Origin of the sequence: Treponema vincentii F0403 (assembly GCF_000412995.1) — a bacterium.
GTDB lineage: Bacteria > Spirochaetota > Spirochaetia > Treponematales > Treponemataceae > Treponema > Treponema vincentii.
In genome coordinates, this window is record NZ_KE332512.1 from 269,670 (window position 1) to 282,120 (window position 12,451).

Consider the following 12,451-nt stretch of genomic DNA (forward strand, 5'->3'; position numbering starts at 1 on the left):
TTTGTTATAAGACAAACGCAGCAGCAGCTTTGTGCTGTGTGCTTTTAATACGAAATAGCGGATATTGCTTGCAGAATAAAACGAATCTACTGATACATCAAAGGGAATACGTGTCTCCCTGCCGATGCATTGTAGGAGCTATTAATGAAAAAAGCCGAGAATTTGCAATCCCGGAACTCCAATTGCTCCGCGACCAAAATTCTCAGCTGCTGTATAAGAATATAACAGCATATCATAATACTGTCAAGTAAAGAATCAGGCTTGTCAAAAAATCAGGCTGTAATAGCTTCTATCGGCGGCTATTATGCAGGCCGTTTTATATTTAAGCAATTATTTAGAGGATAGCTTTTCTTTCTCCCTCGCTCTCCAATAGCTCATCCTGAATAAGCCGCATTGCGCAAAGCCGAGCTTTTCGTATACGCGGCCGGCAGCCGTGTTGGCGGTTTTTACAAAGAGCGCAAAGCCGTGCGCTTCCGCGCTATGGGTCTTGATGAGATGCGCAACGGCTGCTGCGGCTAAGCCTTTGTTCCGGTATGCGGGCAGCGTGTAGACCCCGCCGATTTGCAGCCAGTGAAAGCCTTGGGCATTGGTTCCCGCCCTTGCGAGTATTTGCCCGTCTGCCGATACCTTGTAGATATATTCGGTTTTAAGGCGGGCGCGCAGCGAAAGTTTACATACGCTTGGGTTTATCGGGCGGCCTTCAAAGGCGACTTCGGTATTTTCATAATCGAGCTGGAGCGGGAAGAGTTCTTCAAGATCGCTTTCCGCAGCCCGTTCAATCGACAGCGTGCCGTTTATGTTGTGCTGCGCCGCTTTAAAGAATGCATCCGTACAAGGTTTAGTGCGCCGCATCAAGCGGTAATCTACGGCGGCGTCGAGCCGAGCTGATGTATGTTGAGCAGAGGCGGTTTCGGGAATAAGCCATTCCAAAAGGAGCGTGTGCTCGCGGAGACCTGCAACGGCATAGAGCTCCGTATAAGAAAAATCCCGTTCCAAGAAGAATCGGCCGAAAGCTAAAATTGCCTCTTCGGGAAGCTCCGTACCGATGCAGTGGAACAGAATGCCATATGTGCTGAACAGTAAGACTCCGCAGCAGATTTTTTGCGGTTGCGGACAAGTGTGCTGCTGCGGGTAGGCATATACCGCTGCCGCCTTTTTATACCGTGCCGTATAGCCGGGGTAGAGGCAAAGCCGCAGCTGCTCTGCAAGATCGATGCAGCGGTATTCGTGCTTTTGCACGAATGCAGCCGCGTCATAGATAGTTTGCGGGGTTAATAGCTCAAAACAGTACTGCATACCGGTCAAATGCCGCGGCTGCAGCAGCTTTGTCTTGCCTGCCGATACTGCGGCCGCTGCCTAACAATTTTGCCGCGAGGATGTCTTCCGCACGCAGCGAACCGAAGCCTGCAAGTTCGGAGTAGGGGCGGATATAGAAGCAGAACGGCAGCGGCTGCACCTGTTCGGTATATGACTGCCGCGCGGCAGCGGATGCCGCGGAAGGTTTTTCGGCAGGGGCGTTTCCGCCGGCAACTGCCGTTTGATCGGATGCTGCGAGCTCGGATGCGGCAGCGGGAGTGTCCGCGGCAGAACTGTCTTCGGCGGTAGTGTCAGGCTGTTGTTCCCGCACAATCCGTGCCCATCCTTCGGGGGCGGACGGCAGCGGCTCTTCTTCGGAGAGGCAGAAAAACACGCCGGTAAATACGCCCGGATTTTCCGTACAAAAGTGCGCTGCCAAATCGGTGTAAATTCCTTCCGCGTATAAAAATATCCGCTTGGTGCGTCCGTAGCGGGCAACCGTTTTTTCGAGAAACGAGGCGAAGGACGCAGCTATCTCAGGATTATCTTCTTTCGCTAAATACCGCTGCTCTTTTTTGCCGATGAGGGGCAGCAGTTTGCGGTACAGTTCGATACGGGGAATAATACCGCGCGGTTCAAGTCCCGTTATTTCCGCTACGGTGTATCCCTGATCCGCCAGCAAGGCTGCAAGCGTTTCCGGCTTGCCGGAATAGGGGAGAGCTTCGGCAATAATCACTAAAGCTCTTTTATCGGCGCCCCCCTGCCGCTCAATCAATAATCCTTCAATAGGGTTAGTTGGTGAATCGATGGGATATGAATCAATAGGGCGAATTGTCAGCGGATATTCGGTTCTGATATTCGCTTCCGGCGCAAATGTGAATACGCAATACACTATGCCGCAGAAAAGAGCTGATAACACAATTCGCAGTATCACCGATGCAATGCCGTAAAAGTCGTTCAGCACTCCTTGGGTAAACGCGATAAGCCGTATAATTTCCGAAAGGCAGACAATCAGCACAAATAAGATTAAGAGAAAAAGAGAGAGAACAATTCCCTGTCCGATAATAATACAGATACAGACAAAGAGGCTTAGAAAGGGTAAAATAGGAATTGCGTTGCCTCTTTTTAAGCTTTTTGAAAAGGGGCGCAGCAATACCGGCAGTAAGAGGAGCAGCGCTACAAGCTCACTTAGTAACAGATCGGTCATATTTTTTCCTTTTGAAGTAACGGGAAGCTCCAAAGCCGTAACCGGTTTTAGAGGTTCTCTCTATAATTCTATAATATAGTTATAATATAGTATTGAGGAGATTGAAGCTATTGAATACATCAACATCAAATACCCTGCAGCAGGCTTCGGCACGGGAGCTTCCGCTTTCGGAAATTCAATTCGATATACCGGAATCAAAAATCGCCGCATTAAAAACACAAGCGCCGAATAAACCGATCGTCGGACAGCTCCGTGCGGTTTCCGCATTGGAACTCGGCTTAAGTATTGACGACGACGGCTACAACATTTTTATTATGGGAGCGCCGGGGACAGGCCGCCGGACGGTTCTTTCTTCGTTGCTCAAGGACTATAAACCAAATACCGCCGGTTTGCAAGATATCGCGTATGCGTATAATTACCGCCATCCGTCCGAACCGGTTGCGCTGTTTTTCCCTGCGGGCGAGGGTAAGAAATTTCAGCACAGCCTTAAGAATGCGGTTGAAAATATTTACAAACAAGCGCTGCAGATTGAAAAGTCGGAGAATTTTTTGTCCGCTCAAAAGAAGATTATGTCGGCGGTAGACAGCGATGAAAACTCCATGCTTGCAAATTTTGAAGTGATGATGCTGTCGCGAGGATTTAAACTCTTGCAGCTTAAAGATGATCCCAATCAATCCGTCGATTTGATTCCGCTCATTAAAGGAAAAGAAGTACCGTTCGGTGAGCTGCAGCTGCAGGTCGCGCGGAAAAAATTTTCAGAACAAACGCTCAACGACTTGCGCGAAACGTATTACCGTTCGCTCGATGAGCTTGCCGATCTTTTTGCGCTATTGCGGAAAAAGAGAACGGAAGCCGAAGAAAAGCTCAAGCAGCTGTATATCGATTTACTTAAACCCGTTATCGAGGCGGAATTTAAGCCTGCTCATTCGATGCTGGAAAGCTATCCTGCAGAAACCGATACGCAGAAAAAAAACAACGAAAAGGTCGCCGCTTTTTTAAAGAAGACCGAAGCGGATTTAATCGCCCGTGCCGTTATGTATGCAGCGCCGTTTAAGTCTCCGCGGCACAAGAAGGCTTTTTTCGGGCGGTATGCAATCAATCTCATTTGCGAAAATACGGAAGACAAATCCTACGTTATCGACGAGAACCAGCCGAGCTTTGCCAATCTCTTCGGTACAATCGAAGGACACGGCGATGAAGAATACGGAGTGATTAACGGACATTTGCGTTTGCGCGGGGGAGCGGTGCATCGTGCCTTAGGCGGTTTTTTGGTGCTGCGCCTGAAAGACCTTTTGGAAGAAGAGGATTCGTGGGTGTACTTAAAGCGGGTATTGCAGTCGGGGCGAATCACCGTACAGGCGCCTCCTGCCGGTACGCACACACCTTCGCTTTTAAAGCCGGAGCCGATACCTGCGCAGTTGAAGGTTATCATCATCGGCGGGGAATACTCGTATGAGATTCTCTATCAAGAGGATCCCGACTTTTATAAGCTGTTCAAGGTATGCGCCGAATTCGATTCGGTGATGCCGCTGACTGATGAAAATTTGGCGGCCGTATTGGCGCTGATTGAAACCTTTGTGAAAGACCGACATTCGCTGCCATTCAGCGATTCAGGCTATGCGAAATTGCTTGCGTATGCCGTTGAACTTTCGGAGAGCCGGCATCTGATATCCGCCCAATTTACGAAGCTTGCGGATTTTGTTGCGGAGGCTAATTATACGGCAAAGCAGCTGTCTTGCGAGCTGATTACCGACGAAGTTATCCGCAAAACGATCGAGCGGCGGCATTATCTTTCGGCGTTACCCGAAGAAAAATTTGCCGAGATGGTGCAGCTTAGAGAGATTTTAATCGATACGTGCGGCACGGCGGTCGGGAAAATCAACGGGCTTGCGGTAGAAGAGCGCGGCTTTCATACCTTCGGCATACCGGTGAGCGTTACTGCTCAAGCATCCCCCGGTACCGCCGGTATTATCAACATCGAGCGGGAAGCGGGGCTTTCCGGCGAAATCTACGATAAAGCGCACCTCATTATCAGTTCTATTCTCCGGCAAAAGTACGCGCCGGATTTCCCGCTGTCGATTTCCGCCGCTATTTGTTTTGAACAATCGTACGGAATGATCGACGGGGACTCCGCTTCCTGTGCCGAACTTTTCGCGCTGCTTTCCGCAATCGGCGGAATACCGCTTAGGCAGGACATTGCGGTAACGGGCAGTTTGAATCAGCTCGGTATGGTGCAGCCGGTCGGCGGCATCTCCGAAAAGATAACCGGTTTTTTCGACACCTGTACGATTCTCGGCCTTACCGGTACGCAAGGCGCGCTCATTCCGCAGGGCAATAAGAACAACCTCTTTTTACCGGAGCGTGTCATCAAGGCAATCGCCGAAAAGCGGTTTAGGATATGGGCGGTAAGCAACATCGACGAAGGTATCGAGCTGCTGAGCGGTATGGATACAACCTCCGTTACCGTGCGCGTTTCTGCAGCGCTGCGGGACTTTGCGGAAAAGGTGAAAGCATTCCGCAAATAGGGGAGCTTTATGCAAGCGCCTGTAGGAGTTTTGTTACGTTTTCATCCGTGGTTGCCCAGTCGGTTGCAATGCGGACAACAGTGTGCGAATCGTCTTTCTTTTCCCAAAAACCGAATGCGATTTTTTGAGAAAGTTCCGCATAACGGGTGTTTTCGAGCACAATAAAGATCTGATTGGTCGGCGCGGCAAAATATTGTTCATATCCGTGTGAATCAAGAAAGGCGCGGATGGTGTCGGCGGCACGGATTGCAGTGTCCCCGATATGGAGATACAAATCATCGGTAAAAAGCGTTTCAAACTGGATGCCGAGCAGCCTTCCTTTTGCAAGTAAAGCGCCGTGCTGCTTCATAATGGTAAAAAAATGCGGACTGCGCTTAGGATCGGGGATAACGACCGCTTCGCCGAAGAGAGCGCCGCATTTAGTGCCGCCGATGTAAAAGGCGTCACAGAATTCCGTAAGATCTGCAAGCGTTGCATCGTTTTCTTTGCAGGCAAGCGCATACGCAAGCCGTGCACCGTCGACATAGAGTGGGATACGGTATTTGCGGCAGACTGTACTGATTGCCGTTATTTCCTGTTTGGTGTAAAGCGTTCCGTATTCCGTCGGCTGCGAGATGTACGCCATCCCCGGATGCACCATGTGCTCATAGTTTCCGTCTGCATAAAAATCCCGTAGATAGTGTTCAATTGCTGCGGCGGTAATTTTACCTTTGTCGCCTGTGATGGGCAGCACCTTATGCCCGCCGAACTCTATCGCGCCTGCTTCGTGTACGGCAACATGACCAGTTTGCGCTGCAATAACGCCTTCATACCGGTTAAGGAGCGCATCGATAACCGTTGCATTCGTTTGAGTCCCGCCGACGAGAAAATGTACTGCCGCATCCGGACAGTTACAGGCCTTTCTGATAAGACTGCGTGCCCGCTCACAGTATTCGTCGGTGCCGTACCCTGCCGTTTGCTCCATATTCGTTTGTACAAGGCGTTGAATAATCGCAGGATGCGCTCCTTCCATATAATCCGAAGAAAAATAAAGTTTATTTTCAGTTTCCATGCCGTACCTCTTGCTTATATTTTTAAACTTTTCCTACTTTATCGCGCCGGCTGTCATTCCTTTAATAAAATACTTACTCATAAATAAATAGAGAATCATCATCGGTAAGATGGCTACGGTTAATCCGGTAAAGAGGAGTGTCCAGTTGGTACTGTGCTGTCCGAAAAAGGTACTGAGGCCGACCGGCAACGTTTTTAAGCTTCTGCTGTGCAAAAAAACGAGCGGAAAGAAGAAGTCGTTCCAGATAGGAACTGCGTTATAGATAGTTACCAACGCAATTCCGGGCGCAATGACCGGCATCATAATCTTACTGTAAATTACAAAGTCATTGCATCCGTCTATCCGCGCTGCGTATTCAAGGTCTGCAGGAATAGCCTTAAAAAAACCGGAGAGGATAAATATCGTTGAAGGAATACCCATTGCGGTAAAAATCAAGATAACCGACAAAAAGTTATCCATAAGTCCGAGTTTTCTGATAATCATAAAAAGCGGAATGATGGCGGCCTTGAGCGGCAGCATAATACCACTTAAAAAGATCATATACAGCAGGGTATTTCCCTTGAATGCATACCGGCTAATAGCATACGATGCCATCGAACCGAACAGCAATACTAAGACCATCGAAGATACGGTTACGATGATACTGTTGACAAAGAAGGTGCCGAACCCCATATCGACCCAAACTCGTTTATACGAGGAGAAATCCGGATTGACCGGTAAGGCAAACGGGTGTTGGAGAATCTCCCGTGTCGGTTTTAAGGAGGACATGACCATATTGAAAAGCGGATACGCAATCAAAATAACATAGACAATCATCAACGTTAAAATAACGCCGATAGTAAGGCTCTTCATTGGAGAGGCAGTCTTAATGCGTAAGTTCATGTTCATACCTGTGTCTCCTTTGTCTTACCGATTGCGACGGATACGAGCGAAATACAGAAGGTCATAATATAGATGATAACGGCGATGGTGCTGCCGATTCCGATTTCGGGGTTACCCGTATCAACCGAGCCGAAGGCTGTGCGGTAAAAAAGCGTACCGATGGTGTCGGTGCTGTAGTTCGGTCCGCCGCCGAGGTCGGTCATGGTATATATTTGTTCAAAGACGTTTAAACTACCGATGACGGTTAATACCGTGATAACCGTTATCGACGGTATGATGAGCGGGAATATGATTTTCCAAAACAAGCCTATCTCGCTAACGCCGTCGATATACGCTGCTTCGATACAGCTTTGATCGATTGAGTCAATCGCTGCAAGGAATACGAGCGAGGGGAAGCCTACCCACCGCCAGATATTCGTTGCGATGATGGCAAAGGTTGCCGTACTTTCATCGCCGAGCCATGCCCGCCGGAGAGAAGAGAGGTCGAGAAGATTTAAAAAGCTGTTGACGAGTCCGTCGCTTTTTAAATACATTCCCCACAAAAAGCCTACCGCTACAATTGAAAAAAGTACCGGTATAAAGAATACTCGCTTAAATATTCCATGTCCTGCGATCTTTCTGCTTAATGCGTACCCGAACAGCAGACCGAGGCTGTTTTGAATGAGCATCGTGCAGCAGAACCAGATACCGTTATGTTTTAACGCATTAAAAAAGCGTTCATTATACGGAAAAGTAAAGAACAGCTTTTTAAAATTACCCAATCCGGTAAACGTTCCGCGGAGCAGCTGATTCCAGTTGAAGAAGCTGTTAAACAAGCTCATAAAAAGCGGTAACAGAATAAACACGCTTACAATTAAGAGCGCCGGCGTTATAAAAAACGCAATCCATAAAAATTTACTTGTCTTTGATGTTATCATACTTTTAGAGATGCCCTTTTATGTTATCCATGGCACCTGCCTTGGAAATAATTCAGGCAGGTGCATTCCTTTTGTGCGAAATTTTATGGAAATAAAATTTCGCACATTTTTCCCACAGGCGGGTAAACGCATCAGGCAAATAGATCAAATTCCGCAGAATAATTGGGGCTGTGAGACCATTTGAACCGCAAAGCGGTTCAACTCTGGTTGAACAACCCCAATTATTCTGCGGGGGTTAAAAAGATGACCTGATGTGTTTACCCTACATCCCTATTTTTGAAAAGGTTTATAGTAGGTTGCGATGCCTGTTTGTACATTCTTACAGGCTTGTTCTGCAGTTAACGTACCTGCCAAGTATCCCTGTCCTGCTGCCTGCCACAGAGCGGAGCCGGTGGGCTGCTCATAGCGGAACGGAACGAGGAAGATATAGCTGGTGCTGTTTTTCATCATCGTGATGACTTTTCCGACAAACGGATCCAACGAAGTATCAACACCCGGGGTTGAGCTGATCATTTTAAGATCGGAGATCAGCATATTGCCTACTTCGGGTGAACCGAGGAATTGCAGGAAGGTGAGAGCCGCTTCTTTATGTGCGGTTCCGGCGTTGACTGCCCAGTTCATATCGGCATAGAAGGTAACATACTGTTTTCCTGCCGTTGTACCCGGTACGGGGAACGCATCGAAGTCAAGGGAAGGATTGTTCGCCTTAAAGGTGCCTGCTTCATACGAACCGCCGATCATGTGTGCGGCCATTTCATTCATAAATGCGCCTTGAATGTCGGTATAGCCGACACCGGTGAACAGTTCCGGCATATAGGGTCGCAATGCACCGATCTTTTTAACCGCATCGACAAAGCGGGGATCTTCGAAGGTGGTTTTACCGGCGACGACTGCATTGAAAAAGTCGTTGGCACCGTAGAAATTGGGGCCGACGCCTCCTAAAAGCGTTTCTACCGTCCATCCGTCTTTTGAGCCGTTTGCAAGCGGGGTAATTCCGTTCTTCTTGCATACTTCAAGATTGGAAATAAATTCGTTCCACGTTGTCGGAACTTTTAAGCCAAGCTTTTTGTAAATGGCTTTGTTGTAGTAGCAGAAGATCGCTTGGCTTAACGCAGGCAGGCCGTATATTTTTCCGTCTTTAATGCTCCGGGCACCCTGCTTTGCCGGTTCGGAATAATCCTTTAAATTGGGGATAAGGTTGTCAAGTGCAAGGAGATATCCGCTATCCGCAAGCGTCTGTAAACCGCCGTAGGCTCTGCCCATAAAGACATCCGGTCCGCCACCGCCTTGCAGTGATGCACTCACGATTGTGTTATACTCGGTGTTTTTAATGGCGGTTTGCTTTACCGTGATATTTGGGTGCTTTTTTTCAAAGGCTTGAATCACTTTTTCGTAGAATTCCACATCCTCGGTACGCCATGTCCAAAATTCCAGCGTAACTTTTTCGCCGGATCCGCTGCCTTTTTCATTTGAGCCCATGGCTGTTAATGCCAACGGTGTCAAAAGAAAAAATGCTGCCAAAGCTGCAATGACTTTGTTTTTCATCATTTGCCTCCTTACCTAACTATTGAAAATTTTGAAAAGCATCTTTAAAAAATTAAGCTTTGCAGATGCTTCTTCTATTTTAACCGATTTTAAAAAAAACGGTTAATAACCTTTTGGATTCCGCGATCCCAAAGCGGCCACTCATGTCCGCCCGCAGTTTCTTCATAATAATGCTCGACGCCGTTTTCCTGTAAAAAACGATGAAAATCCCGGTTTACGCCGATTAAGCTGTCCGATGTACCGCATTCAAGGGATAGTCGAGGATATTCTCCTTTCGATACGGATCGATTCATGGTATATACGGCATTTTTATATTCGCTTTCCATATTCTCTATGCTGCCGAATATCCCCTTTGCCCATTCGGGAGTAAAGACGGGATGTTCGGGAGAAAGATGTTCCCTCGTTAAAAAGGCGGAGGAAATACCGGCCGCGGCTCCGAAGTTCTGCGGATATAAACACGCTGCCCGTATTGCTCCGGCTCCTCCCATCGAAAGACCTGCAATAACTGTGTCGTCCCGCTTGTCCGAAAGGTGAAACAGCCTCCGTGTAAGCCGTATCAGTTCGTCCCCGACAAAGGTTCCGTACTGCTGCCCGGGAAGTTTTCCATCAATATAAAATGCATTTTCCGCCGACGGCATAATGACGGCAATATGTTTTTCCGTTGCGTAGCGCCGTATGTTTGTAAGCGTAAGCCAATCGGTATGGCATCCGTATAGCCCGTGCAGCAGGTAGAGCGTTTTGAGCGGCCTGTTTTCCTGTGCTTGCGGTTTGTTACCGGAGACATCGGGCGCGCTGTCTTCCGCCGGAATAACAGCGCATAGAGAGACGGGGCGCATAAAAGATTGTGCAAAAATTTCCGTATAAACAAGTGCCATCTTACTTTTTCTTATCCTAAAACTGAACTAGATTATATTCTGTAGATACGGGAAGTGTCAATAAAAAAATCTAAGGTAATAACGGTAATGCCTGAGGAAGTGTTCAAAGGCGTTGCAGCTAAAGCAGTTGACAAGCAGTTGATTTCCACTACACAAAACCGGGAAATTCGGATAAAATCAATACGTTTTTCACGGAAGAGGAGATGATAGGTAATAATGAAAGAAATTCCCGTTACGGAGCAGCGTAATCCTGCTTCATACCAGATCGATACGAAAACTACTGCAGAAATTTTAACGATTATCAATAATGAAGATAAAAAAGTGCCCGAAGCGGTTTCGCAGGCGATTCCGCAGTTGACTCGATTGGTGGATTGTGCCGTCGCGGTATTTAACAAGGGCGGACGACTGTTTTACCTTGGGGCGGGTACTTCCGGCCGGTTGGGAGTGCTCGATGCCTCCGAATGTCCGCCTACCTACGGCGTGTCTCCCGATATGGTACAGGGTTTTATTGCCGGGGGCGACGCAGCGCTTCGCCGCTCTATCGAAGGAGCCGAGGATGATGAAAGTCACGGTGTCGATCAGCTGCGCAGTGCGGGGTTTTCGGCGGCCGATATGCTGGTGGGTATCACCGCATCCGGTTCCGCTCCTTATGTGCTGGGGGCGTTGCGGTATGCCCGCTCACTCGGTAGTCCGACCGGCGCGATAAGCTGCAATAAGGATTCGCGTACCTTTGAGCTTGCCGATTATCCCATTTATCTGCCGGTCGGACCTGAAATTGTAACCGGTTCAACGCGGATGAAGTCGGGTACTGCACAAAAGCTTGCACTCAATATGATTACCACAACGGCGATGATCAGGCTGGGGAAGGTGTATAATAACTTTATGATCGATTTAATGCCGGTGAACGCAAAGCTGGTAGAACGGTCTAAACGGCTGATTAACGAAATTACCGGATGCGGTGAAGAATGCGCCGCACGGATATTTGAGGATTCAGGGCGGAAGATACGGACGGCTGTCATCATGGCCTCGCTGCGGGTAACAAAAGAAGAAGCCGAAGCGCTGCTCAAGCAGGGAAACGGCAATATCAATCATGCGCTCGATGCGTATAAACAAGAGGGAACCTCTAAAAACTGAAGTTTTTAGAGATGCCCGAGGGAAGCAAGGGTAAACAGCCGGTTGGGCGGCGGTTACATCGGCAGAGAGGAGTTCGGAATAGGTATGAAACGGTTGTTTTTTGGAATTGACGGCGGCGGTACACAGTCCCGGCTCGGTATCTGTGATGAAGAAAATCGGCTGCTTGCGCAGGTAAAGAGCGGTTCTACCAACCGGTATGCCGTAGGTTTTGAAACAGCCTGCGCTAATCTCCGCGAGTTGATTCAAAAGCTGAAAACGGAAAGCGGTATCGTATTGCAGGACTGTGCGGCAGGCTGTTTCGCTTCCGCCGGTATGAGCACAGAGAAAGAAACCGAAGATTTCCGCCGTTTTTTTACCGGCGAGGGAATCCGGTATCCCCTGTACCTTTGCAACGATGCGCTTGCAGCACTTGCGGGCGGTACCGGAGCGGCGGAAGGTATCATCGTAGTGAGCGGTACCGGCTCCATTGCCGCCGGATTGGACAAGACCGGCAAAACAGCCCGCGCCGGCGGACTCGGACACTTAATCGGGGATGAAGGCTCCGGCTTCAGGATAGGGTTGGACGGAATTAAGGCCGCCGCCGCCGCTCTGGAGCGCCGCGGAAAGCCCACCGTATTGACTTCGATGCTGTTTGCACATTACGGCGTTAAAACGGTACGAGACTTATTTCCGTTTTTGTACACAAACTTTGATAAATCGCAGGTTGCCTCTTTTTCGCCCTGCGTATTTCAGGCGGCGCAGCAATCGGATGCTGTAGCGGCAGGTATCCTAGCAACGGCTGCACAAGATCTATCGCTCCTTGCCCGCAGCGTATACGGCGCTCTTTTTGACGGATCGGAGATAGAGCTGGTATTTTCAGGCGGCATTTTGGAACATCAAGCCTCTTTTGCAAAACTGACCGCCGCCTATATCGTCGATGCTGTGCCGCAGGTGAGGATTATCCACCGCCGCTTCGATCCGGTGGTGGGAGCCTGTATTCTTGCCCGGTCAAGAAGAATGTGAGCGGGTGGCTTTCCATT

The 12,451-nt window shown here is 48.9% G+C and carries 10 protein-coding genes; 3 read left to right on the forward strand and 7 right to left on the reverse strand.

The window, feature by feature from the left end; genetic code table 11:
* Window positions 1-330 precede the first annotated feature (330 nt).
* Window positions 331-1,296: a GNAT family N-acetyltransferase gene (locus HMPREF1222_RS01205; protein WP_016517866.1), complete on the reverse strand. Its 966-nt coding sequence runs from the start codon at window positions 1,294-1,296 to the stop codon at window positions 331-333.
* A complete protein-coding gene (locus HMPREF1222_RS01210; RefSeq protein ID WP_016517867.1) occupies window positions 1,280-2,503 on the reverse strand; it encodes a hypothetical protein in 1,224 nt (407 codons plus the stop codon). Before HMPREF1222_RS01210 ends, HMPREF1222_RS01205 begins: the two co-directional genes overlap by 17 nt.
* A 110-nt stretch (window positions 2,504-2,613) precedes the next feature.
* Here HMPREF1222_RS01210 and HMPREF1222_RS01215 point away from each other — a divergent pair, with 110 nt between their 5' ends.
* Entirely contained in the window at window positions 2,614-5,028 is a 2,415-nt protein-coding gene (locus HMPREF1222_RS01215) for a Lon protease family protein (RefSeq protein ID WP_016517868.1), read from the forward strand.
* A 7-nt stretch (window positions 5,029-5,035) separates the two neighbouring features.
* Here HMPREF1222_RS01215 and HMPREF1222_RS01220 read toward each other — a convergent pair whose 3' ends face one another.
* From HMPREF1222_RS01220 to HMPREF1222_RS01240, 5 genes are all read right to left on the reverse strand, one after another.
* Window positions 5,036-6,079, reverse strand: coding sequence for a threonine aldolase family protein (locus HMPREF1222_RS01220; RefSeq protein ID WP_016517869.1), 1,044 nt, complete (start codon window positions 6,077-6,079; stop codon window positions 5,036-5,038).
* A 33-nt stretch (window positions 6,080-6,112) separates the two neighbouring features.
* Window positions 6,113-6,967, reverse strand: a complete 855-nt coding sequence (locus HMPREF1222_RS01225; protein WP_016517870.1) for a carbohydrate ABC transporter permease — start codon at window positions 6,965-6,967, stop codon at window positions 6,113-6,115.
* On the reverse strand, window positions 6,964-7,878 hold the full coding sequence (locus HMPREF1222_RS01230) for a carbohydrate ABC transporter permease (RefSeq protein WP_016517871.1): 915 nt from the start codon (window positions 7,876-7,878) through the stop codon (window positions 6,964-6,966). Before HMPREF1222_RS01230 ends, HMPREF1222_RS01225 begins: the two co-directional genes overlap by 4 nt.
* A 270-nt stretch (window positions 7,879-8,148) precedes the next feature.
* Window positions 8,149-9,426: an ABC transporter substrate-binding protein gene (locus HMPREF1222_RS01235; protein WP_038076391.1), complete on the reverse strand. Its 1,278-nt coding sequence runs from the start codon at window positions 9,424-9,426 to the stop codon at window positions 8,149-8,151.
* An 86-nt stretch (window positions 9,427-9,512) separates the two neighbouring features.
* Window positions 9,513-10,298: an alpha/beta hydrolase gene (locus tag HMPREF1222_RS01240; RefSeq protein ID WP_016517873.1), complete on the reverse strand. Its 786-nt coding sequence runs from the start codon at window positions 10,296-10,298 to the stop codon at window positions 9,513-9,515.
* 216 nt (window positions 10,299-10,514) lie between these two features.
* Between HMPREF1222_RS01240 and murQ the strand changes: the two genes are divergently transcribed.
* Together murQ and HMPREF1222_RS01250 are read left to right on the forward strand one after the other, a co-directional pair.
* Window positions 10,515-11,432 carry an N-acetylmuramic acid 6-phosphate etherase gene (gene murQ, locus HMPREF1222_RS01245; protein ID WP_016517874.1) on the forward strand — a complete coding sequence of 306 codons (918 nt, stop codon included), beginning with the start codon at window positions 10,515-10,517 and terminating at the stop codon, window positions 11,430-11,432.
* Between the two features lie 84 nt (window positions 11,433-11,516).
* Window positions 11,517-12,434, forward strand: coding sequence for an N-acetylglucosamine kinase (locus tag HMPREF1222_RS01250; protein ID WP_016517875.1), 918 nt, complete (start codon window positions 11,517-11,519; stop codon window positions 12,432-12,434).
* The last annotated feature ends 17 nt before the right edge of the window (window positions 12,435-12,451 follow it).